This window comes from Variovorax raffinosi, from assembly GCF_051216615.1.
Taxonomy (GTDB): domain Bacteria; phylum Pseudomonadota; class Gammaproteobacteria; order Burkholderiales; family Burkholderiaceae_C; genus Variovorax.
This window is the reverse complement of record NZ_JBPJZR010000009.1, coordinates 210,407-232,808: the sequence shown is the minus strand read 5'-3', so window position 1 is coordinate 232,808 and position 22,402 is coordinate 210,407. Positions and strand designations below refer to the sequence as shown.

23 protein-coding genes are annotated in these 22,402 nt (G+C 67.7%); 9 read left to right on the top strand and 14 right to left on the bottom strand.

Annotation, left to right across the window (positions count from 1 at the left end; all coding sequences use genetic code 11):
* Positions 1-65: 65 nt before the first annotated feature.
* The gene (locus ACSFB7_RS25450) at positions 66-491 is read right to left on the bottom strand and encodes an organic hydroperoxide resistance protein (RefSeq protein WP_093243232.1); all 426 of its coding nucleotides are present in this window, start codon (positions 489-491) and stop codon (positions 66-68) included.
* Between the two features lie 93 nt (positions 492-584).
* Complete coding sequence (locus ACSFB7_RS25445; protein ID WP_435475089.1) at positions 585-1,040, bottom strand: MarR family winged helix-turn-helix transcriptional regulator; 456 nt, start codon at positions 1,038-1,040, stop codon at positions 585-587.
* A gap of 127 nt (positions 1,041-1,167) precedes the next feature.
* Between ACSFB7_RS25445 and ACSFB7_RS25440 the strand changes: the two genes are divergently transcribed.
* Complete coding sequence (locus ACSFB7_RS25440; RefSeq protein WP_435475088.1) at positions 1,168-2,772, top strand: glycosyltransferase family 39 protein; 1,605 nt, start codon at positions 1,168-1,170, stop codon at positions 2,770-2,772.
* Between the two features lie 126 nt (positions 2,773-2,898).
* Positions 2,899-3,462, top strand: a complete 564-nt coding sequence (locus tag ACSFB7_RS25435; RefSeq protein WP_435475086.1) for a hypothetical protein — start codon at positions 2,899-2,901, stop codon at positions 3,460-3,462.
* Between the two features lie 64 nt (positions 3,463-3,526).
* On the opposite strand, the gene ACSFB7_RS25430 is transcribed toward ACSFB7_RS25435, so the two are convergent.
* Positions 3,527-4,375: an ABC transporter permease gene (locus ACSFB7_RS25430; RefSeq protein ID WP_435475084.1), complete on the bottom strand. Its 849-nt coding sequence runs from the start codon at positions 4,373-4,375 to the stop codon at positions 3,527-3,529.
* A gap of 3 nt (positions 4,376-4,378) precedes the next feature.
* Entirely contained in the window at positions 4,379-5,320 is a 942-nt protein-coding gene (locus ACSFB7_RS25425; RefSeq protein WP_435475082.1) for an ATP-binding cassette domain-containing protein, read from the bottom strand.
* Between the two features lie 173 nt (positions 5,321-5,493).
* Here ACSFB7_RS25425 and ACSFB7_RS25420 point away from each other — a divergent pair, with 173 nt between their 5' ends.
* On the top strand, positions 5,494-6,336 hold the full coding sequence (locus ACSFB7_RS25420; RefSeq protein ID WP_435475080.1) for a hypothetical protein: 843 nt from the start codon (positions 5,494-5,496) through the stop codon (positions 6,334-6,336).
* The gene (locus tag ACSFB7_RS25415) at positions 6,333-7,013 is read left to right on the top strand and encodes a hypothetical protein (protein WP_435475078.1); all 681 of its coding nucleotides are present in this window, start codon (positions 6,333-6,335) and stop codon (positions 7,011-7,013) included. The genes ACSFB7_RS25420 and ACSFB7_RS25415 overlap by 4 nt, the downstream gene beginning before the upstream one ends.
* 2 nt (positions 7,014-7,015) lie before the next feature.
* Here the strand turns inward: ACSFB7_RS25415 and ACSFB7_RS25410 are convergent, their stop codons facing one another.
* Entirely contained in the window at positions 7,016-7,906 is an 891-nt protein-coding gene (locus ACSFB7_RS25410) for a LysR family transcriptional regulator (RefSeq protein ID WP_435475076.1), read from the bottom strand.
* Positions 7,907-8,017: 111 nt separating this feature from the next.
* Between ACSFB7_RS25410 and ACSFB7_RS25405 the strand changes: the two genes are divergently transcribed.
* Together ACSFB7_RS25405 and ACSFB7_RS25400 are read left to right on the top strand one after the other, a co-directional pair.
* Positions 8,018-8,683: a glutathione S-transferase family protein gene (locus tag ACSFB7_RS25405; RefSeq protein WP_435475075.1), complete on the top strand. Its 666-nt coding sequence runs from the start codon at positions 8,018-8,020 to the stop codon at positions 8,681-8,683.
* The gene (locus ACSFB7_RS25400; protein WP_435475073.1) at positions 8,680-9,651 is read left to right on the top strand and encodes a flavin-nucleotide-binding protein; all 972 of its coding nucleotides are present in this window, start codon (positions 8,680-8,682) and stop codon (positions 9,649-9,651) included. The genes ACSFB7_RS25405 and ACSFB7_RS25400 overlap by 4 nt, the downstream gene beginning before the upstream one ends.
* Before the next feature lie 18 nt (positions 9,652-9,669).
* Here ACSFB7_RS25400 and ACSFB7_RS25395 read toward each other — a convergent pair whose 3' ends face one another.
* Positions 9,670-10,839 (bottom strand): cytochrome P450, encoded by a 1,170-nt coding sequence (locus ACSFB7_RS25395; RefSeq protein ID WP_435475071.1) that lies wholly within the window; start codon positions 10,837-10,839, stop codon positions 9,670-9,672.
* Positions 10,840-10,921: 82 nt separating this feature from the next.
* Between ACSFB7_RS25395 and ACSFB7_RS25390 the strand changes: the two genes are divergently transcribed.
* On the top strand, positions 10,922-11,626 hold the full coding sequence (locus ACSFB7_RS25390; protein WP_435475069.1) for an ArsR/SmtB family transcription factor: 705 nt from the start codon (positions 10,922-10,924) through the stop codon (positions 11,624-11,626).
* Between the two features lie 25 nt (positions 11,627-11,651).
* Here ACSFB7_RS25390 and ACSFB7_RS25385 read toward each other — a convergent pair whose 3' ends face one another.
* The 7 genes from ACSFB7_RS25385 to ACSFB7_RS25355 form a co-directional block, all read right to left on the bottom strand.
* Complete coding sequence (locus ACSFB7_RS25385) at positions 11,652-12,662, bottom strand: Bug family tripartite tricarboxylate transporter substrate binding protein (RefSeq protein WP_435475067.1); 1,011 nt, start codon at positions 12,660-12,662, stop codon at positions 11,652-11,654.
* Positions 12,663-12,777: 115 nt separating this feature from the next.
* Entirely contained in the window at positions 12,778-14,295 is a 1,518-nt protein-coding gene (locus tag ACSFB7_RS25380) for an AMP nucleosidase (protein ID WP_435475065.1), read from the bottom strand.
* Positions 14,296-14,650: 355 nt separating this feature from the next.
* The gene (locus ACSFB7_RS25375; protein WP_435475064.1) at positions 14,651-15,199 is read right to left on the bottom strand and encodes a TIGR00725 family protein; all 549 of its coding nucleotides are present in this window, start codon (positions 15,197-15,199) and stop codon (positions 14,651-14,653) included.
* The gene (locus tag ACSFB7_RS25370) at positions 15,150-15,971 is read right to left on the bottom strand and encodes an ABC transporter permease (protein WP_435475063.1); all 822 of its coding nucleotides are present in this window, start codon (positions 15,969-15,971) and stop codon (positions 15,150-15,152) included. Before ACSFB7_RS25370 ends, ACSFB7_RS25375 begins: the two co-directional genes overlap by 50 nt.
* 23 nt (positions 15,972-15,994) lie before the next feature.
* A complete protein-coding gene (locus ACSFB7_RS25365; RefSeq protein WP_435475062.1) occupies positions 15,995-17,074 on the bottom strand; it encodes an extracellular solute-binding protein in 1,080 nt (359 codons plus the stop codon).
* 41 nt (positions 17,075-17,115) lie between these two features.
* Positions 17,116-18,144: an ABC transporter ATP-binding protein gene (locus ACSFB7_RS25360; protein ID WP_435475060.1), complete on the bottom strand. Its 1,029-nt coding sequence runs from the start codon at positions 18,142-18,144 to the stop codon at positions 17,116-17,118.
* Positions 18,141-18,926 carry an ABC transporter permease gene (locus ACSFB7_RS25355; RefSeq protein WP_435475058.1) on the bottom strand — a complete coding sequence of 262 codons (786 nt, stop codon included), beginning with the start codon at positions 18,924-18,926 and terminating at the stop codon, positions 18,141-18,143. Before ACSFB7_RS25355 ends, ACSFB7_RS25360 begins: the two co-directional genes overlap by 4 nt.
* 165 nt (positions 18,927-19,091) lie before the next feature.
* Between ACSFB7_RS25355 and ACSFB7_RS25350 the strand changes: the two genes are divergently transcribed.
* Together ACSFB7_RS25350 and ACSFB7_RS25345 are read left to right on the top strand one after the other, a co-directional pair.
* Positions 19,092-20,000, top strand: coding sequence for a LysR substrate-binding domain-containing protein (locus tag ACSFB7_RS25350; RefSeq protein WP_435475057.1), 909 nt, complete (start codon positions 19,092-19,094; stop codon positions 19,998-20,000).
* A 57-nt stretch (positions 20,001-20,057) separates the two neighbouring features.
* Positions 20,058-20,966, top strand: coding sequence for a ketopantoate reductase family protein (locus ACSFB7_RS25345; protein WP_435475055.1), 909 nt, complete (start codon positions 20,058-20,060; stop codon positions 20,964-20,966).
* Here the strand turns inward: ACSFB7_RS25345 and gorA are convergent.
* Positions 20,963-22,321 (bottom strand): glutathione-disulfide reductase, encoded by a 1,359-nt coding sequence (gene gorA / locus ACSFB7_RS25340; RefSeq protein ID WP_435475053.1) that lies wholly within the window; start codon positions 22,319-22,321, stop codon positions 20,963-20,965. The two genes, ACSFB7_RS25345 and gorA, sit on opposite strands and share 4 nt — an antisense overlap.
* Positions 22,322-22,402 lie beyond the last annotated feature (81 nt).

The following is a 22,402-nucleotide window of genomic DNA, read 5'->3' as shown; positions in this document are numbered from 1 at the left end:
TGAAAAAAGCGACCCGGCTTGTGGCCGGGTCGCTTGTTCGTTGCTGCTGCAGGGTGATCAGGCGATCAGGCGATCGTGAGTTCGACGTCGATGTTGCCGCGCGTGGCGTTCGAGTACGGGCAGACCTGGTGAGCGGTGTCGACCAGCTTCTGCTTGGCATCCGCGTCGAGGCCGGGCAGCGTGATCGCCAGCTTGACGGCGATGCCGTAGGCAGCGCCGCCGTTCGTCGGGCCAAGGGAAACGCTGGAGTCGATGGCGACGTCGTCCGGCACCTTCACGCCGATCTTCGGGCCGACGGCCTTCATGGCGCCGATGAAGCAGGCGGCGTAACCCACCGCGAACAGCTGTTCGGGGTTGGTGCCGGGCTTGCCGGAACCGGGCGAGCTCAGCTTGACGTCGATGGCGCCGTCGCTGGACTTGCCTGCGCCGTCACGGCCGCCGACGGTGTGGGCTTCTGCGGTGTAGAGCACTTTGTCGAGCTTGGTGGTCATGGTGATTCCTTTGAGATGAGGGAGGGAGGGACGGGAAAAAGCTTCTCTCTTTTCTGGATCGAAGCGGGGAGAAACAAGGAAACCGGTCGTGTGTCAGGCCGCCTTCTTGATGCGGTCGCGCAGGGTCTGGATCTGCTGGGTGAGCGCGATGAGTTCGGGCACCGAGCACTCGGTGGCCGCCATGAGGCAGCCCGGCACATCGGCGGCGCGGGTCTTGAGCTTGCGGCCGATGGCGGTCAGGGTGATGTGCACGCGGCGTTCGTCGGCCACGTCGCGCACCCGCGCCACATAGCCGTTGGCTTCGAGGCGCTTGAGCAGCGGCGTGAGCGTGCCGGAGTCGAGCGAGAGCCGTTCGCCGAGCGCGGAGACCATCGGGCCGTCCTGCTCCCAGAGGGCGAGCATGACGAGGTATTGGGGGTAGGTGAGCTGCAGCTTTTCGAGCACCGGCTTGTAGAGCCGGGTCATGGCCAACGAGGCGGAATAGACGGCGAAGCACAGCTGGTTGTCCAGCTTGAGCATTTCGTCGGCGGAAACGGTGTCGGAGCGCATGGGGCGAAGTATAGCGAGCAATTGAATTGTGTGCAATGTAAAGTTAAGGTAAACGCCGTGCCACACTAGAAGCCTTTTGTTTACCTTCCTGCTTGCCATCGTGGCCGGCAAGCCTTGCTGACCTCGTATGCGATCCACCCTGATTCCGCCGAAGGGAAGCCTTGCGGCCTTCGCCGGGCCGGCGCCCACCTTGCACCGCGACGTCCTGCTGGCCCTGGGCGCGATGCTGCTGCTGTGGACCTTGTCCATCGGCTACTTCTATCCAACCCCGCCCTGGGACAACGTCGAAGAGCTGTTCTGGGGCAGCAGCTTCGAGTGGAGCTACTACAAGCATCCGCCGCTGCCGAGCTGGATCATGGGCGTGCTGGTGCGCCTGGGCGGGCGCCAGCCCTGGCTGACCTACGCGGCCGGTGTCGGCTGCGGCGTGGGCGCGCTCTATCTCGTCTGGCGCTGGTCGATCGAGATGGTCCATCCGGCGCGCGCGGCGCTGGCCGTGCTGCTCGGCTCGCTGGTGGCCTACCACGTGCAACGCGCGGTCATCTACAACCACAACACCGTGCAACTGCTGCCGCTGGCCGGCTACTGGTGGATGCTGTGGCGCGTGCTCCATGCGCCGTCGGCGTCGAGGCTGCGCGACTGGGCATGGCTGGGCGTCTTCGCGGCGCTGTCGATGCTCACCAAGTACAGCGCGGTGGTGCAGTTCGCGGTCGGCGCGGCCTTCATCGTGCGGCAGGGCCTGTGGCGCGACGCGCAGGTGCGGCGCGGGCTTCTGGTGGCGGCCGGCGTGGCGGCGCTGCTGATGGCGCCGCACGTGTGGTGGGTGCTGGAGCACTCCGCGCGAACGATCGCCTACGCGCGCCATTCGGTCCATGCGCCAGGCTCGCACGGGCAAGGCTTTCGCCGCCTGACGCACGTGTTCGTGACGCAGGTGGCCCGGCTGTCGCCGATGCTGCTGCTGGTCGGCTGGGCCTGGCTCACGCGCGCTTCCGTGGCGGCGGGGCCATCGCCTTCGATTGCCACGCCGGGGCTGAACGCGTTCGACCGGCGCTTCCTGGCCTGGGCCACGCTGGGGCCCGCGTGCCTGGTGTTTCCCGCCGCGATCCTGCTGAAGATTCCGTTGGTCGCGTCCTGGCTCACCACCTTCTTCCTGCCGGCCGCGCTGTGGGCCGTGGCCATGCTGCCCGGCCTCGACGCGGAGCGCTGGAGCCGTCGCCGCTGGCGCGGCGTGGTGGCCACGGTGATGGTGCTTCATGTGGCCGGCGCGCTCGGGCAGGGCTGGGTCGACGGTGTGCTGAGCAAGCGGCTGGGCTACATCACGCGCGCCAACCTGCCGGCGCAGGAAGTCGCCGATGCGGTGGGTGCCATCTGGCGCGACCGCGCCGGCGACCGGCCGTTCAAGCTGCTCGTGGGCGACACCTGGTTCGCGGGCGCGGTGGCATTGAAGATGGACCCGTCGATGCAACTGCTGATCGACGGCGACGAACGCAACTCGCCGTGGCTGGCGCCCGGTGAGCTGGAGCGCGAAGGCGGCATGGTGCTGATCCTCGACACACGGGAGTTCCGCTCCGAAGGCATGCTGCTCGAACCCCGCATGGCCGCCGCCGATTGCCGTGGCACGCTGGACATTCCGTGGGCCGGTACCGACGAACTGCGCATGCGTTGGGGCATCGTGCTGCCGCAAGGCGACAGCGGGGCGAAGAAGAACTGCGGGGTGACGGGCGCGGGCAAGTAGCGCTGTGGCGGTTGCATCCGTGGGGGCGCATCGAGCTGTCAATTGAAGGTGCTGCGGTTGCGGCAAGGCTCGGCATACTCCAGTGCCGGCCGCGTGAACCATTCCTCAGCCCTTCAACTGAAAACCATGAACAGTTCTCTGACGCTCTCCACCGCCTCGGGAATCACCTGCATGCGGCGCCTTTCGACGGCGGCCCTTGCCGTATTGCTGGCCGGTTGTGCCGCCTCGTACCAGGCGCCTCAAGGCAAGGATGTCGCGCGATTGCGCATCGTCAGCCAGCAGACCGAATGGTCGAAGGGGGTCACCTCCGTGATCTATCCGAGCGGCGAGTGCGAAGCCCCGATGGCGCTTGGCTTCTTCAGCGGCATCGCACGGCCGGGCGCACAGGAAAAGCCGCTGGGCATCCCCGGGGGCGCCGAGCTCGACGGCCACATATTCATCGAGCGGCTCATACCCGCCGGCCGCCGCGAACTCATCACCATGAAGCTGGGGATCAGCGCGGACAGCAAGACCTGCGTGGTGACCCTCTCTTTCGAGCCCGTGGTCGGCGGCGACTACGAAGCCCGCATGCAATGGCAAGCGGACAGGTGCAACGTGAGCCTGAACAGGGTCGGCACGCAGGACGGCGCTGCAACGTACACGAGGGAACCGAGCGTTCGTCGAGAACAGACGTGCATCAGGGGGACATGAGCGCACCGACCCTGCGGCCCATGCGCTTGCCCGTCCGCAACCCGATGGCGGCGGTTGAAGGCGCTCAGCCCCGGAACCGCTTGCGCGTCAATGCCAACGCGATCCAGAAGGCGACGACCGCATACACAGCCAGCACGCCCGCATGCAGCCACCAGTCGGCCGGCCATTGGTCCATGAACAACGGCCGCACCAGCGCCACCGCATTGGTCAGCGGCAGCCACGCCGCCACCGCCCTGACCGCCGACGGCAGTTGTTCAAGCGGAAAGAACACCCCGCTCAAGAACATCATCGGCGTCATGAACAGCGTGAAGTAGTAGGTGAAGAAGTCGTAGCCCTTCGCCAGCGCATTGAAGATCAGCGCAATCGACGAGAAGGTGATGCCCGCGCCGATCAGCACCATCCACGCCACGAACAGCTTCGGGCTGTGGCTGATGCCCAGCCCCAGCATCACGAACAAAATCGCGGTCACGGTGAAGATCGACTTGAACGCCGCCCACAGCATCTCCGCCAGCACGATGTCGTCCAGCCCCACGGGCGCGTTCATGATGCCGTCCCAGGTCTTTTGCACATGCATGCGCGAGAACGCCGAGTACAGCGCCTCGAAGCTCGCTGCGTTCATCGCGCTCATGCAGATCGAGCCGCTGGCCAGGAACAGGATGTAGGGCACCTTCACGCCATCCACCGCCACCTGGCCCACCAGCGCGCCCATGCCGTAGCCGAAGGCCACGAGCCAGATCAGCGGCTCGGCGATGTTGCCGATGAGGCTCGGTATCGCGAGCTTGCGCCACACCAGCAGGTTGCGCAGAAACACCGGCCACCAGCGCAGCGAGATCTCGGGCGCGCGCCACACCGAAGGCGAGGGCGGCGCGGCGTTCGTGATGCCGGGCGTCGTTGTTGAAGTCGTCGTGTTCATGGTCTAGCCGTCCTCGCGAATCTGCCGGCCGGTGAGCTTGAGAAAAAGGTCTTCGAGATTGGCGGGGCGGTGAAAGGTGCGCAGGCCGACGTGCTGCGTCAATGCATCGAGCAACCGCCGCGCGTCCTGCGTGTAGAAGAACACGGTCTCGCCGCTCACCTCCACGCGCGCCGCCATCGCCTTGAGTTCGGCCGACCCGGCCAGCGCCAGCGCGCCGTTGCCATACACCTCGACCACATCGGGCTCCAGGTGCTCCGCGATCAGGTCGCGCGGGCGGCCTTCGGCGATCTTGCGGCCGTGGTCCAGCACCAACAGCCGCGAACACAGGCGCTCGGCCTCGTCCATGAAGTGCGTGGTCAGCAGGATCGACTTGCCTTGCTGCAGCAGCACCTGCAGCCGCTCCCACATCAGGTGGCGTGCTTGCGGGTCGAGCCCGGTGGTCGGTTCGTCGAGCAGCAGCAGCTTCGGGTCATTGACCAGTGCGCGCGCCAGCGACAGCCGCCGGCGCATGCCGCCCGACAGCTCGCCCGGCTTCGCATCGGCCTTGTGCGAGAGCGCCGCGAACTCCAGCAACTGCGGCACGCGCGCCCGCACCTGCGCCTTGCTGAAGCCGAAGTAGCGGCCGTACACCACGAGGTTCTCGGCGCAACTGAAGTCGGGGTCGAGCGTGTCGAACTGCGTGACCACGCCGAGCTGCGCCTTGATGGCCAGCGCATCGCGCGGCATCTGCAGGCCCAGCGCCTCGATCTGCCCGCCATCGGGCGCGGTCAGGCCCAGGCACATGCGGATGGTGGTGGTCTTGCCGGCGCCGTTCGGGCCGATCACGCCCAGGCATTCGCCCGGCGCGATCTCGAACGACAGGTCGTTCACGACCGTGTTGTCGCCATAGCGCTTGTGCAGATGGCTGACGTGGAAGAGGGGAGGAGTGGGGGTGGAGGGCGGCACGCGGCCATTCTGACCCAGCCGCGCATTGCGCGCCCCATCGCTTCAATCGATGGACAAGCCGCCCGACTTGCGAGCAACTTCATGCGGCGCGCATTGCACCTGTGGCGCCCGCTGCGCCCGTTGCAACGGCACAATCGGCGCCGGATTGCAATTCTCGGGGGGAGGCCCAAAAGATGCTGCGTTTCCTGTTGGCGCTGTCGGTGCTGCTGTTGCTCGGCGCCTGCGCGCCCTTTCATCGCCCGTTGGCGGCCGCGGACCGGCACACGGTCCAGGAGGTCGACGTGCGCGTGGTCGTGGCGCAAGAAAGCTTCATGTTCTCCGCGAAGGCGCCCGGCGTGAGCGCGGCCACCGGCGGCGGCCTGATCGGCGCGCTGATTGATTCGTCGGTGCAGCAGTCGCGCCAGAAAGACATGAGCGCCGAGGTGCAGGCCATCGTCGGCCCGCTGCTCGACTACGACTACCGCACCGAAGCCGGCCCCGCCATCAACGCGATGCTGGCCGAGCCGAGCGCGTTTCCGCTGAAGGTGCGCTCGTCGCAGGTGCTGACGGCCATGCCGCTCAAGGCCGAGCAGGACGCCCGCATCGCCGCCACCAAGTCCGGTCCCGCCTACATGGTGCTGCTGCTGCAGTACGCACTCGAACCCGGGCTCGGCGCGTTCACCACGCGCACATCGGCCATCCTCTGGCAGGGCGGCAACAGCGAGCCTTCGTACCGCGCCTCCGCCATCTTCCAGACGCCCATCGGCGGCGGCACGCGCGCCACCGTCATCCGGCGCCTGACGGCCAACGACGGGCAGGTGCTGCGCTCGGTCATGCGCGATTCGATGACGCAGACGCTGCGCCTCGTGGCCCTGGACATCGCGGGTGCGCGCTCGGGTGCGGTGAAGACATCGCGCTTCAACGTCAACGGCTCGTGGGTCACGCTGGCCGGACAAGGCTTCGACGATCAGGCCGGCCGCGTGGTGTTCCGCGACCAGGACGGCGCCATGTATTCGCTGCGGAGCACGGCCCCATGAATCGAACCTATCGCGTGGCTGCCGCCATCCTCTGCACCTCCTGCTTCTTGCCAGGTCTTGCGCATGCGCTGACCGAGGGCGAGCCGCTCAGCATGGTCTTCGCGCCGACACCGGCACCGACCGCACGCTCCGACGGTTCGCCGGTCATCACGCAGCCGCTGCTCGCACCCAACTGCACGCTCTACCTGCCGAAGATCGAAGACACGCGCAGCAACAAGGCGAACGCCGGCAACCTCACCTTGATGATGCCCACGGTGCATGCCACGCCCAGGTCCGTGCAGTCGCTGCGAAGCGGCGATGGCCTGGCGTGGACGCGCGGCGCGCTGCAGTCGATGAGCCGCTACGGCTTCCAGACCGTGCTCGGTGCACCGGCCCCCACACCCGCCGGCGCACGGCAGGTCACGGCCGACGTGGCGCTGCGCCTGGCGCACGCATGGTCCACCGACCTGAACCTCGTCTCGCACGTGGTGCTGCAGGTCAGCTACCGGCTGCCGGGCGGCGAACTTGCTTCGCGCCAGTACCACGGCATGGGCACCGGCACCAACTGGGTCAATGGCAATGGCGAGTTCATGTCGGTGCTGAACCTCGGGCTTGAAGAAGCCGTGCGCAGCATGGCCAGCGATGCGGCGCTTCTGTGCGAGGGCAAGCCCTTGCCGGCACCCGTCGCCGCGCTGTAGCCCTACATCCGCAGCCCGCAGAACTCCGCCTTCATCCAGTCGATGAAGGCGCGCGTGCGTGCCGGCAGCAGCCGCGCGTTCGGATAGATCACGCTCACCGGCCGTGGCGGCGGCTCGAAGTCTTCGAGCACCAGCTTCAGGCGGCCCTGTGCCACCAGCGGCAGCACCTGGTAGGAGAAGAAGGTGCCGAAGCCCATGCCGGCGGCGCACGCTTCGATGGCGGGGGCGAGATGGTTGAATTCGAGCCGGCCGCTCAGCGTCACGTTCACGGTCCGGCCGCCTTCGTGGAACACCCATTGCAGGGGCGCATCGATGCGGCCACGCACGCAGGGCGCACCCGCCAGATCGCGCGGATGCAGCGGAACGCCATGCTGGTCGAGGTATGCCGGGCTTGCCACCACCACGCGGCGGATGGTGCCCAGCGACTGCGCCACCAGCGAGGAATCTTGCAGCGCACCGATGCGGATGCCCACGTCGATGCCTTCTTCGAGCAGGTTCACCGTGCGGTCGTACAGCAGCACGCTGCAGCGCACCTTGTCGTGGCGCTGCATGAAGCGGGTGATGGCGGGCGCCACGTACATGTGGCCGAACAGCACCGGCGCGGTGATGGTGAGCTGGCCCGCCGGCTCGCGCGCCTCGGCCTTCAGCGCGAGGTCGGCGGCATCGGCCGCGAGCAGCACGTCGCGCGCGCTGGGCAGGTAGTGGCGGCCCTCTTCGGTGAGCGACAGGCGGCGCGTGGTGCGGTGGAAGAGGCGCACGCCCAGGTGCGCTTCGAGCGCCGCGAGCGAGCGCACCACCGCGGGCAGCGAGGTGCCGAGCGCCTCGGCGGCGCGCGTGAGGCTGCCCTGCTCGGCAATCTGCACGAAGGTCTGCATGGCCTTGAAACGATCCATGGCGCGATTAAACCGGAAAACGCAGCAGTCAAATACAGGAATGGCTATTCATTCATGAGGCGCAAGAGAGAAGAATTGGGGGCAGGCCCAGCCCATTCACAGGAATCCCTCATGAACACCACCGCCGCCAGCCACCGTCCCGCGCAACCCATCAAGCTCTACGGCACCGCCCTCTCGGGCCATGTGCATCGCGTGCGACTCTTTCTTACGATGCTCGGGCTGCCCTTCGAAATCATCGAACTCGACCTGCGGAAGCGCGACCACCGCGCGCCGGAGTTCCTGGCACGCAACCCTTTCGGGCAGGTGCCGGTGATCGAGGACGGTGACCTCACGCTGGCCGATTCGAACGCGATCCTGGTCTACCTCAACGAACGCTACGCACCCGATCCGGCGCGCTGGATGCCGCGCGATGCGGTCGGCATGGCGCGCGTGCAGCGCTGGTTCTCGGTGGCGGCCGGTCCGCTGGCGTATGGCCCGGCGGCGGCGCGGATCATGGCGCTGTTCGGCCTGCCCGCCGACCCGGCCGAGACCGTGACCCGATCGCACGCCTTGCTCTCGGTGATGGAGATGCACCTGCAGCAGCAGCCCTTTCTTGCCGGCCCCGCCGCCACGCTGGCCGACATCGCGAACTACGCCTATGTGGCGCATGCGCCCGAAGGCAGCGTGTCGCTGGACGGCTATCCGCATCTGCGCGACTGGCTGGTGCGTGTGGAAGCGCTGCCCGGCTTCGTGCCGATGGTGCGGACGGCCATCGGGCTTGCGGCGGTCGTCGCATGATCGCCGCGCCGTTCCATGCCGGCGAGCGCGCGTTGCAAGCCCTGGTGGGTTCACGCGAGCAGATGGAGGTGGCCGGGCCGCGCGTGATCCGCGACTACATGCCGGACCAGCACCGCACCTTCTTCGCGCAGTTGCCCTTTCTCGTGGTCGGCAGCCTCGATGCGAACCTGCAGCCCTGGGCCAGCGTGCTGGCCGCGCCCGCCGGCTTTGCGCATTCGCCCGATCCGACGCACCTGCGCGTCGATGCGTTGCCCACCGCAGGCGATCCGCTGGCCGGCCAGTTGGCGCCGGGTGCCACGCTGGGCCTGCTCGGCATCGAGCCGCACACGCGGCGGCGCAACCGCATGAACGGCACGGTCGAGGCGCTCGACGCCAGCGGCTTCATGGTGCAGGTGCAGCAGAGCTTCGGCAATTGCCCCCGGTACATCCAGGCGCGCGAGCCGGTGTTCATGCCGACGCGCGGCGATGCGGCACCGGTGCAGTGGCTCGACACGCTCGACCTGGCGGCCCATCGCCTGATCGGCAGCGCCGACACGCTGTTCATTGCCACCGCCTATCCGAACGATGTGGCGGCGGGTGACGACGCCGATGCCAGCTCGCACGGTGTCGACGTGTCGCATCGCGGTGGCCTGCCGGGCTTCGTGCGCATCGACGGCGACGACGTGCTCACGGTGCCGGACTTCAACGGCAACCGTTTTTTCAACACGCTCGGCAACCTCGCGGCTCATCCGCGCGCGGGTCTGCTGTTCATCGACTTCGACAACGGCGAGCTGCTGCACGTGGCGGTCACGGCCGAGATCGTGTGGGACGGGCCCGAGGTCGCGGCCTTCGAGGGCGCGGAACGCCTGATGCGCTTTCGGGTCGAGCACGCACTGCGCCGTCCGTTGGCGCTGCCGCTGCGCTGGGGCGATGCGGAGCTGTCGCCACATCTGGCGCGCACCGGCCGCTGGGCTTCCACGCACGCCTGAGCGTTCGCCGCGCGCCCGTCAGTGAAAGACGGGAATGCGCGCGGCCGTCGGCCTGTAGTGCCAGCCGCGTTCTTGCTGCGCCTGCAGGTCGGGCGTGCGACGCAGCAATGCGTCGAGGCCCGCTGCTGCCAATGTGCAGGCCAGCGCCTGCCCCGGGCAGGCATGCATGCCGTGACCGAAGCCGAGCATGCGGCGCCGGGCGCGCACAAGCATGAACACATCCGGGTCGGGGTTGAACGCGGGATCGCGGTTGGCCGAGGCCAGCAGCACCAGTACCGCGTCGCCCACGGCCAGCGGCGTTCCCGCCAGCGTGATCGGCTCCGCAACGAAGCGGCGCGTGTTCTGCGCCGAGGGATCGTGCCTCGCCGTTTCTTCCACGATCGATTGAAGCCCATCGCGCGTGCGCAGGGCGGGGCGCAGCGAGGGCTCGCGCATCACCGCGATGAGGCTGTTGCCGAGAAGGCCCGCCGTGGCATCGCAGGTCTGCGAGAGCAGGCCCACGAGGTTCGCGAGCAGCGCGCGCGACAGCGGTGCGCTCGCTGCGCTTTCCGCCAGCACGGCGGCGAGCAGCGTGCCATTGCGTGGGGGCGCACTAGCGGCCATCGCCTCGAAGCGCGTCAGCAGTTCGGAAGCGGCCACACTGGCAGCCTCCAACTGCGCTGCCGTGGACAACGGCGACAGGCAGGCGACGAAATCGCGCATCCAGCGGTCGACCTGCGGCAGCGTCTCGTCGGCAAAGCCGAGCAGGTGCGCGACCGCCTGCACGGGCATGGAGAAGATCGTGTCGGACAGCGCTTGCTCCGGCACGCGCTGTGCCACTTGCGATGCGGCCGCGTGCACGGCATTCAGGTCGAGCCCGGCCAGCGCGCGTTGCAGCGCGGGCCGGTGAGCCTGATGCGCCGGGCCTTCGTTCGTGCGCACCAGATGCCCGAACACTTCACCCGCCGCACTGCCGACGATGGCGCGCGGCACCGGCTCGGCGACGGGCCGCACGCGCAGTGCGCCGTGCGCGCCCAGCACCTGTTCGATGACATCGGCGCGGCTCGCGACCCACAGGCGCAGCTTTTCGTTCCACGCAAGCGGCGGACCCGCGCGCAGGCTGGCGTAGTACGGATAGGGGTCTGCATGCGTGGCGGCCGCGACCGGATCGACGGGCAGGTCGGTGGAAGTGGGGCTTGATGTGTTCATGGCCGCAGTGTGCGATTGAAGCCGCTGCCACACTTCGCCCGTGAACGAAGTGTCGGATGCGCAGCCGTTCTACGATGGGCACATGGACACGAACTCTTCCTCCTCTTCACCGAGCGCCGACTTCCAACTGGCACGACTGGCCGGCGCCATCGCCGAGCCGGCACGCGCCCGCATGCTGAACTGCCTGATGGACGGCCACGCGCGCACCGCCACCGAGCTGGCCACCGTGGCCGAAGTGGCAGCGTCCACGGCCAGCGCGCATCTGGCACGGTTGAAGGAAGAGCGCCTGGTCGAGCTGCTGGTGCAAGGCAAGCACCGCTATTTCAGGCTGGCCAACGACGATGTTGCGGCCGCGCTCGAAAGCCTGATGGTGGTGGCCGGTGCGCCGCGCGCCGCCGAGTTCAAGCCGAACACGCCGAGCCGCCTGCGCAGCGCGCGCACCTGCTACGACCACATGGCCGGCACGGCCGGCGTGGCGCTGCACGACCGGCTGCATGCACAGGGCTGGCTCAGCGGCCTGCAGAGCGGTTCTTACGAACTGACGGCCGAAGGCGCGATCGCGCTGGAGAGCCTGGGGGTCGAGGTCGATGCGGTGCGGCGTTCACGGCGCCGCTTCGCCTGCGCCTGCCTGGACTGGAGCGAGCGACGCCCGCACCTGGGCGGCGCGCTCGGTGCGGCATGGCTGCAACTGTCGCTGCGCCGCGGCTGGGTGCGGCAGGAGCTGGACGGCCGCGCGCTCGCGCTGACGCCGAAGGCCCAGCGCGAGATGCCCGAGCTGTTCGCCTGAACCAGCGGAACCGGAAGACGGGCGCTCAGGCCTTCAGCTTGAGCAGATAGATCAGCGGCCCGGCCATCGCCGTGTCGAGTTCGAGAAAGCTCTCGAAGTCCTTGCCCGCCATCCAGTACGGGTCCCAGTTGTTGCGCTTGATGGTCTTCACCCACAGGTCGTGCGTGGTGGCGCGGCGCACCGCATCGAGCAGCACGGCCTTGCGGTAGGGCGGCACCTTCTTGCCGGTCATCACGCCGCGCCAGTTGGCAAGGTCGGCATCGACACCCTGTTCGCGTACCGAGGTGATGCCCTGGAACGGATGCTTGGACGACACGCCGATGGCGCGCAGCTTGCCGCTGGCCAGGCTGTCGCTGAATTCGCTGAAGCCCGAGATGCCTGCCACCGCCTTGCCGGTTTCAAGCGCCTCGACCACCTGCGCGCCGCCCGGGTGCGCCTGGTAGACCAGCGTGGAAGACGCGCCCGCCACGCGCGCCAGCATGCCGGCGTACATGTGGTCGACACCGCCGGCCGAGCCGCCCGCGATGACCGTGTTGGCGGCATCGGCGCGCAGTTGCGCGATCAGGTCCTTGGGCGTCTTGATGGGCGAGTCGGCTTTTACCGCCACCACTTCGTAGTCGCTGGTCAGGCGTGCCACGGGCGAGATGCTGGCCATGGTCACGGTGGGTTTTTGCAGCGCCACCGCGCCGACCATCACCATGCCGCTGACCAGCAGCGCTTCGGGGTCGGCGTCGTATTTCTCGACGTACTTGGCCAGGCCGATGGTGCCGCCCTTGCCGCCGATGTTCTCGTACACCACGTTGCCCACCGCGCCCGAGGCCAGCAGGGCAGCGCCCAGCGCGCGGCCGGTCTGGTCCCAACCGCCGCCCTCATTGGCGGGAATGACGATGCGCAGCTTGCTGCTCAGCGGTGCGTCGGCCGCCCTGGCGGTGCCGGGCCACAGCGCGGTATGCCCCGCGCCTGCGGCGGCGGCCGATGCCGCGATCCATGCCGAGAAACTGCGGCGGGAGAGAGGTGCGGACGTCGACTGGGGCATCTTGTTTCCGGTTGTCTGTGGGGAAACTGAATGATGTCCGCGAAATATGCCAATCGTTCCCGCAGGCGTGCAGGGACAAACCCCGATGGACGCCCACCGGCCGGGAACACGTTTCTTACTGGAACGCCACTTCGGCAAAGCTGCGAAGTTTGCGGCTGTGCAGCCGTGTCGAGCCCTCTTCGCGCAGGATGTCGATGGCCCGCATGCCGATGCGCAGGTGCTGCTCGACCCGCTCGCGGTAGAAGTGGTTGGCCATGCCGGGCAGCTTGATCTCGCCGTGCAGCGGCTTGTCGCTCACGCACAGCAGGGTGCCGTAGGGCACGCGAAAACGGAAGCCGTTGGCCGCGATGGTCGCGCTTTCCATGTCCAGCGCCACCGCGCGGCTCTGGCTGAAGCGGCGCTGCGGCTGGTTGCCGGGCAGCAGCTCCCAGTTGCGGTTGTCGGTGCTGGCCACGGTGCCGGTGCGCATGATCTTCTTGAGGTCGGGGCCTTCGTAGCGCGTGACGTCGGCCACGGCCTTTTCCAGCGCGAGCTGGATCTCGGACAGCGCGGGGATCGGCACCCACAGCGGCAGTTCTTCATCGAGCACGTGGTCTTCGCGCACGTAGGCGTGGGCCAGCACGTAGTCGCCAAGCTGCTGCGTGTTGCGCAGGCCGGCGCAGTGGCCCAGCATCATCCAGGCATGCGGGCGCAGCACGGCGATGTGGTCGGTGATGGTCTTGGCATTGGCCGGGCCCACGCCGATGTTGACCATGGTGGTGCCGCTGCAGTCCTCGCGCACGAGGTGGTAGGCGGGCATCTGCGGCAGGCGCGGCGGCGCGGTGCCCTGGCTGCCGTCCAGCAGGTGGGCGTAGGTGTCGCTGGCGCCGGCGGCCAGGCCGCGCCGGCGCGTGATCACGTTGCCGGGCTCGATGAAGGCCACGTACTCGCTGTTCTCGTCGGCCATGGCTTCGTGGCCCAGGCGCACGAACTCGTCGATGTAGAACTGGTAGTTGGTGAACAGCACGAAGTTCTGGAACCACTCGGGCGCGGTGCCGGTGTAGTGGCGCAGGCGGTGCAATGAGTAGTCGACCCGCGCGGCCGTGAACAGCGACAGCGGTTGCGCTTCGCCGTCGCGTGCCTCGTAGGTGCCGTTGGCGATGCCGTCGTCCATCACGCCCAGGTCGGGCAGGTCGAACGCGTCGCGCATGAGGGCGCGGCGATCGGCGCTCATGGTGCCCTCGATGTGGTCGTTCTCGGCAAACGAGAAGTGAATCGGAATGGGCTGCGTGCTGGTGCCCACCTCCAGTTCGACCTGGTGGTTTTCAAGCAGCAGGCGGAACTGGTCGAGGTAGTAGCGCGAGAACAGGTCGGGCCGCGTCAGCGTGGTTTCGTAGCGGCCCGGTCCGGCCACGAAGCCGTAGCTCAGGCCCGCGTTGGCTGGCGGCGTGTGGCGCGAGACGGTGTGCGTGTGCACCCGCACGAAGGGGTAGCAGGCACGCACCCGGCCGGGCAGGGCTTCGCCGGCGACGAAGCGCAGCATCGACTCGCGCAGGTGGGCAAGTCCGCCCTGGTAGATGGCCTTGACCTGTTCGAGGGCGGCGGCAGCATCGGTGAAGCGGGCGGGGGCAACGAAGGTGGGCATGTAGGGCATGACGGCATTGTGCAATGCCTGTCGTGTCTTCTGCTTTGTCGTTTGCGGGGCTTGTTTTTGGGGCTGCTGTTCAGGGCGACGCTCCCGCCGATACGGTGCTCTTTTTCGCGAATGTCCCCCGCTTCGCTCCTCCTTTATTTCGCGAAAAAGAGCCCCGTATCGGCGCGAGCGTTGGACAGAGCAGTTGTTGATCAGCGGTACACCAGCAGCGTGCCCTTGTGCGAATGACACCAGGTGCTCCCCGCAGCGAAATAAAGGAGGAGGGGCGCGCAGCGCCCCAGGGGACATTCGCGGAGGGGAGCTCCTGGTGTCATTCGCACTCGCCCTGAACAAGAGCGCCCGAACAAACCGACACTCAGGCCAAGAGACAGTCCAGCACCTTGCCAAGCATGTCGTTCACGTCAACAGCCTGCACAGCGCCCGGCAGTTCGACATCGCCATGCATCACGAACACCGGCTTGCCCCACTTCAGCCCCATCGCCATCTCCGACAACGTGCCCATGTTGCCGCCGATGGCGATCAGGCACACGCCGCTGCGCGCGATGATGCCGTTGCGCATCTCGCCCATGCCCGTGGGAATGGCCACGCTCAGCCATTCGTTGGCGTTGCGATCGTCGTCCTCGGGCAGGACGCCCACGGCAATGCCGCCTGCCTCGGTGGCACCGCGCGAGGCTGCCGCCATCACGCCACCGCGCCCGCCGCAAATCACCGCCATGCCCGCGCCGGCCAACGCATGCGCCACCGCGTACGCGGCTTCGCATTCGGCCGGGCCACCGTCGCCGGGGCCGAGCATGGCCACCGGCTGGCGATGACGCGTCGGACCCCATTGCTTCTGCGCCAGGCGCGTCAGCGCCTCAGTGACCGGCGCCGACAGCACCGCGCTCGCGCCTTCGCGTAACGACATCGCCTACTCCCATCACGATCACACACACCACCATCAGCACCAGCGACAAGGCCGCTGCCACCGCGAAATCGGAACCGCCATCGCCCACCTGCGCCAACAGCATCAGCGGCAGGATGTTGAGCTGCGTGCCCACCAGCGCCAACGCCGTGCCATACGTGCCCATCGCAATCGCAGCCACCATGCAGGCGTTCGACAGCACCGAGGGCATCACCTCGGGCACCACCGTGTCCCAGAACGCGCGCGCCTTCGACGCACCCAGCGTGCGCGCGGCCTGCGCCGGGCGCATGTCGAGGTTGGCGAACACCGGGTACAGCGACAGCGCCACGCGCGGGATCAGGTAGTAGGCATAGGCAAAGCCCAGGCCCGACACGCTGTAGATCCAGCTGCCGATGACCGCCGGATCGGCGCCCAGCCCCGCGAGCAACTGCGTCACGAAGCCCGCGCGCCCGAAGGCCAGGATGAAGCCGTAGGCAATCACCAGCCCCGAGAAGGCCAGCGGCAGGCCTAGCAAAGTCATCATCCATTGGCGCCGGCCTTCGGGCTGGCGCGCGAGTTCGATGGCGATGCAGGTGCCCACCAGCGCCGAGATCGCACCCGCCGCCAGGCCCAGGCCCAGCGTGTTGCGCAGCGCGCCGAAGAACAGCGGGTTGCCGAACAGCCGCCCGAAGGCACTGCCGCCCTCGCCGAAGGCTTCGGGCAGCAGCGCCGCCAGCGGCACCGCGAAGAACAGCGCCATGAAGGCCCATGCAGGCCAGGCGCCAAAGCGTCGCATCACGTTCCTTCGGGCCTTGTTGCTTACTTGCCCAGCGCGGCTTGCGCCCAGAGCTTGTCGACTTCGGCCTTGCGCTCCGAGGCCTTCACCACGTCGAGCGGGCGGATCTGCGGTGCGGCCGGCATCTTGGCGGCCACGTCGGCGCTCAGCGGCGTGCCCGGCACGGCGGGGCGCACGAAGCCCTGCGCGAACAGCGATTGGCCCGCCTCGCTCATGATGAAGTTGAGCCACAGCTTGCCGGCGTTCGGGTTCGGGCCGTTCTTCACGAGGCTGATGGCGTAGGGCGCGGCCACGCTGGCTTCCTTCGGAATCACGACCTCGACCGCATCACCCATGCCGTCGACGTGCTTGGCCTTCAGGCCGTCGTTCTCGTAGCTGATCCACACCGGGATTTCGCCCTTCAGGAACTTGGCATACGGTGTCGTGCCTTCCACGCGCAGCACGTTGCCGGCCGAATGCAGCTTGCCCAGGTAGTCGGTGCCGGGCTGCACGTTGTCGACACTGCCGCCGTTGGCATACGCCGCGGCAAAGGTCAGCACCTGGCCGATGCCGGTGGTGCGCGGGTCAAGGTAGACCACCGTGCTCTTGAACTCGGGCTTGAGCAGGTCGGCCCAGCTCGTCGGCACGTTCTTCACCAGCTTCTTGTTGACCAGGAAAGCGATGTTGAGCGTGTGGATGGTGAACCAGCGGCCCTCGGCCTCGCGGAACACGGGAGGCAGCTTGTCGAAGTTGACGGGCTTGAAGGGCGCGACCACGTCCTTCTTCGCGGCGTCGACGGCCGAGGCCGCGAAGTAGTAGGCGGTGTCGGCCTGCGGGCGGCGCTTGGTCTTTTCGAGCGAGACCACGGTGGCGGCGGAGCCGATGTCGTTGTAGGTCAGCTCGATCTCGGGGTAGCGCTTCTTGAAGTCGCGGAACAGCGACTTCCAGTTGGCCCATTCGGGGCCGGTGTCGAAGGACACGCACAGGCCTTCCTTTTGCGCTTCGGCGTACAGCGCCTTCTCGCCCGCATACAGCTCGGGGCCGTCGAAGGCAAAGGCGGTACGGGCCGCGAGCGTGGCCAGCGGCAATGCGCCGGCGGCCTGGATCAGATGTCTGCGTTGCATGGTGGCTCCTTGGAAGGAAATGGATGAAATGGAGGAAGGGGTCAGTGGTCGAGCAAGCGGAGGTGTTCGGGCGCGATGGCAATCGCTTGTGCAGCCGGTGCCGCCGACTCGGCAAGAAAGGGCTTGCCCGCGCCCTCCACCTCGAAGTCGTAGCGCGTGAGTGCGCCCAGGTAGCGCTGCGCGCCGGTGTGCCCCGCGAGGCGGTTCACGCTGTCGGACGGCGGATCGGGCTGGATGTGCTCGGGCCGCACAAGCACATGCACCGGCGTGCCGAAGGTGCGGCTGCCGGTGTCGGCGAAGAGTTCGGCAAAGCCCATGTCGAGCCGGCCCGGTGATGCCACCTTGCCCGGCAGGATCGTCGAGAGCCCGACGAACTCCGCCACCACGCGGCTTGCGGGGTTCTCGTAGATCTCGCGCGGCGTGGCGATCTGCAGCAGCCGGCCGTCCTTGAGCATGGCCACGCGGTCGGCCATCACCAGCGCTTCTTCCTGGTCGTGCGTGACCAGCAGCGTGGTCGCGTTGAAGCGTTGTTGTATCGAACGGATCTGGTCGCGCAGGTGGCCGCGCACGCTGGCATCGAGCGCCGACAGCGGCTCGTCGAGCAGCAGTGCGCGCGGGTCGATGGCCAGTGCGCGCGCCAGGGCCACGCGCTGCTGTTGTCCACCCGAGAGCTGCGCCACGGCGCGCTGCGCGTACTCGCCCAGCCCCACGATGTCGAGCAGCTCCTGCGCGCGCTTGCGCCGGGCTGTCGTATCGACCTTGCGCAGCTTCAGGCCGTAGGCCACGTTGTCCAGCACGCTCAGGTGCGGAAACAGCGCATAGCTCTGGAACACCATGCCGATGTGGCGCTGGTGCACCGGCGTGCGCGACATGTCTTCGCCGCCGAGCGCGATGCGGCCGGTGTGGCCGGTCTCCAGGCCCGCCGCCAGCTTGAGCAGCGTCGACTTGCCCGAGCCGCTGGGCCCGATCACCGCCACCAGTTCGCCGGTGCGCACGTCGAGCGACACGTCGTGCAGGCCGTGCGTGCTGCCCGGGTAGTTGTAGCTGACGTCGTCAAACAAGAGGCTCATGCGCGCTGCTTCACAAGGGAAGAAGAAAGAAGCGCCGACGCACTCGCCAGCACAAGAAGGATCACCGTGGCCGCGCAGGCAAAGCCCGTCGCGCCATAGAAGGCCTGCAGCAGCACCACCGGGTAGGTGCGGTTCTGAAAACTCGTGAGCAGGTTCGACACGCCGAACTCGCCCACCGAAATGGCGGCCACCATCACCAGCCCGCTGATCAGGCTCTGGCGCAGGCTGGGCATGACGATGCCGGTGAACTGCTGCCAGCCCGAGGCGCCGAGCGTGGCAGCGGCCTGTTCGAGCCGGCCCAGGTCGAGGTGGCGCAGGTCCGCCAGCAGCGTGTTCGTGAGGTAGGGCAGCGTGAGGATCGCGTGCGCCGCAATCAGCAACGGCATCGAGCCCAGCCAGGGCGCCAGGTCGGTGTTGAACACGATCATGTAGCCGAAGGCCATGGTGATCGGCGGCACGGCCACCGGCGTGGCGCTCACGATGCGCGCCGCCAGGCTGCCGCCGCGCCGCGCGCCGTGGTACAGCGCATAGGCCAGCGGCAGCGCCAGCACGGTGTTGATGGCGCAGGCCGACATGGCCACCACGAGGCTGCTGACGAAGGCCTTGCGAAAGGATGTGTCGAGCCACAGGGCTACATACCACTGACCCGTGATGCCGGTGGGCAGCAGCGTGTTGGTCCAGTTGCCGCCAAAGCTGCCGAGCAGCAGCAGGGCAATGGGCAGCAGCAGGTACAGGCCGTAGATGAGCGAGATGCCGCGAACCAAGGTTGTCTCCAGTGTCATGGACACCCGGCATACTTTCCGGATGCGCTACTGTCTGCGCAAGGCGTGCCGCAGCGTTCCCCGAATTCTAGGAAGCACCTGAGAACCTATGGGTGAAAGTTGGATGACGACACTTGAGCAATTGGAAAATGTTTTTCACCAAGATTTCATCAACCGGCCCCATGCATGAAGCGTGACTGCCCCACCATCCAGGAGCTGCTGGCCTTCGATGCGGTGGCGCGCCACGAGAGCATCACGCTGGCGGCCGGTGCCCTGTGCATCACCGTGAGCGCGGTCAGCAAGCAGATCGCGGGGCTCGAAGCCTTCCTGGGCCGCGAGCTGCTGCAGAAGAATGGTCGTGGCGTGCAGCTCACGCCGCAGGGGCGCGTGTACTGGCAGAAGATTTCGGGCGGCCTGCGCGCCATCGAGACCGCGACCTTCGAGGCCCGCTCGGGCGATGCCGGCGCGGGCCTTCTCACGCTGGCGAGCGTGCCCACCTTCCTGACCAAGTGGCTCATTCCGCGCCTGCCGGCCTTCAGCCAGAAGAGCCGCCATGTGATGCTGAGCTTCAGCCGCCACCTGGAGCCGAGCGACGGCATTCCGGCCGGCGTCGATGCCGCGATCCGCTACGGCCCCGACGGCTGGCCCGGCGTGGTGTCCGAATACATCGCGGGGCGCGAGTTCGTGCTGATCGTGGCGCGCTCGCTGGTCGAGGGGCGCCACCGCATCGCGCAGCCGGCCGACATCGTGGGCCACACGCTGCTGCATCACGAAGGCGCACCCACGGCCTGGCGGCAATGGGCCGCGCAGCATGGTGTGCCCGAGGTGCAGACCGTGGCCGGCCCGCGTTTCGCGCAGTATTCGGCGCTGATCCAGGCGGCACTCAACGGGCTGGGCATCGGGCTGGTGCCCAAGCTGCTGGTGCAGGAAGAATTGGCGGAAGGCGCGCTGCTGAGCCCCTGCGGCACGCCGGTGAGCGTGAACCAGGGCCACTACCTCTGCTACCGGCCCGACCGGCTCGACCTGCCTGCGTTCGCGGCGTTTCGCGAATGGCTGCTTGAAGAAGGCGTGGCATCGCGCGGAGCGGAAGCATGAAACACGTGTCTTCGCTAACCTCTGCGATCGCACAGGAACAACCAAGGAAGTGAATCGATGAAAGTCGCAGTGATGGGTGCCGGCGCGGTCGGCTGCTACTACGGCGCCATGCTGGCGCGCGCGGGCCACGAGGTGGTGTTGATCGGGCGGCCTTCGCATGTGGAAGCCGTCAAGGCGCACGGCCTGCGGCTGGAGACGAAGACCTTCGACGAGCATGTGAAGCTCGATGCGAGCACCGAAGCCAGCGCGGTGCAGGGCGCGGATCTCGTGCTGTTCTGCGTGAAGTCCACCGACAGCGAATCGGCCGCAGCGCTGATCCAGCCGCACCTGTCGCCCGATGCGCTGGTGCTGACGCTGCAGAACGGTGTCGACAACGACGCGCGCGTGCGTTCGGTCCTGCGGTCGAACGAAGTGGCGGCCGCCGTGGTCTATGTGGCGACCGAGATGGCCGGCCCCGGCCATGTCAGGCACCACGGGCGTGGCGAACTGGTGATCGCGCCCTCGCGCGCCAGCGAGCAAGTGGCGCAGCACCTGATTGCGGCCGGCGTGCCCACGCAGATTTCAGACAACGTGCGCGGCTCGCTCTGGGCCAAGCTGATCCTCAACTGCGCCTACAACGCGTTATCGGCGGTCTCGCAACTGCCTTATGGCGAACTGACGCGAGGCGTCGGCGTCACCGACGTGATCCGCGACGTGGTCGCCGAGTGCCTTGCCGTGGCGAAGGCCGAAGGCATCGACGTGGTGGGCGACACCGACGCCGCCATTCGCGGCATCGCGCAGTCGATGCCCTCGCAATACTCATCGACCGCGCAAGACCTCGCGCGCGGCAAGCTCAGCGAGATCGATCACCTCAACGGCCTTGTGGTGCGGCGCGGCGAGGCGCTCGGCGTGCCCACACCGGCCAACCGCGTGCTGTTCGTGATGGTGAAGCTGCTCGAAGGCAAGCAGCAGAAGGCCGTCGTCTAGCCAGGCATCGGTTCGCGCATCGTCACGAACTCTTCGGCGGCCGTGGGGTGGATGCCGATGGTGCTGTCGAACATCGCCTTCGTCGCGCCCGCGCGCATCGCCACTGCAAAACCCTGCACCACCTCGCCCGCGTCCGCGCCCACCATGTGCAGGCCGACCACGCGGTCGCTTTTCTTGTCCACCACCAGCTTCATGAAGGTGCGCTCGCTGCTACCCGAGAGCGTGTGGCGCAGCGACTTGAACTCGCTGGAGAACACCGTCACCTCGCCGAACTTCGCGCGCGCATCGATCTCGCTGTAGCCGCAGGTGCCGATGTTCGGATGGGTGAACACGGCCGTCGGAATGAACTCGTAGTCGAGGTGGCGCTTGCCCTTGCCGAAGAGTTCGTCGACCACCACCATCGCCTCGGCCAGCGCCACCGGCGTGAGCTGCACGCGGGTCGACACATCGCCCACCGCGTAGATCGACGGCACCGAAGTGCGGTAGTGCGCATCGACCGCGATCGCGCCCTTGTCGTCGAGCTTCACGCCTGCTGCTTCGAGGCCCAGGCCCTGCGTGTTGGGCACGCGGCCGGTGGCGAAGAGCACCGTGTCGGCCTCGATCTGCTGGCCGCGCCCCAGCGTGACGGTCAGCCCGTGCGGGCCACGCGAGATCGACGAGGCCTCGCAGTTGAGCCGCAGGTCGACACCCGCCTTGTCCATCTCCTTCGCGAGGAACTGGCGCACGTCGTCGTCGAAGCCGGTGAGCAGGTGCGCGCGGCGATGCAACTGCGTCACCTTGGAACCGAGGCCGTTGAAGATCGATGCGAACTCGCAGGCGATGTAGCCGCCGCCCACCACCAGCAGGCGCTTGGGAAAGGGATCTAGGTCGAACATCGCATCGGAGGTCACGATGTGCTCGCGGCCCGGAATGTCCGGCACGAAGGGCGTGCCGCCGACGGCCACCAGCAGGTGGCGCGCGGTGTGGCGCTTGCCGTCGACTTCCACCGTGTGGCCGTCGACCAGTTGCGCCCAGCCCGTGATCAGCGTGACGCCCGAGTTCTTCAGCAGCGAGGCGTAGATGCCGTTGAGCCGCGTGATCTCTTTGGCGCGCTGCGTCTTCAGGTGCGCCCAGTCGAAGCGCGGTGCCTCGGGCAGTTGCCAGCCGTAGCCCGCCGCTTCCTCGAAAGACTCGGCATAGCCGGCCGCGTAGCTGTAGAGCTTCTTCGGAATGCAGCCCACGTTGACGCAGGTGCCGCCCAGCTCGGCGGCCTCGGCCAGCCCCACGCGGGCGCCGGTCTGCGCCGCCATGCGCGCGGCGCGAACGCCACCGCTGCCACCGCCAATGACGAAGAGATCGAAGTCGAATGTGCGCATGAAAAAGCTCCTTGACCGCCGACTCTAGCGGCCGGTCGATGGCAGCGCTCTGGCCGGGACTTGTGCAGTAAGCCGCACTCC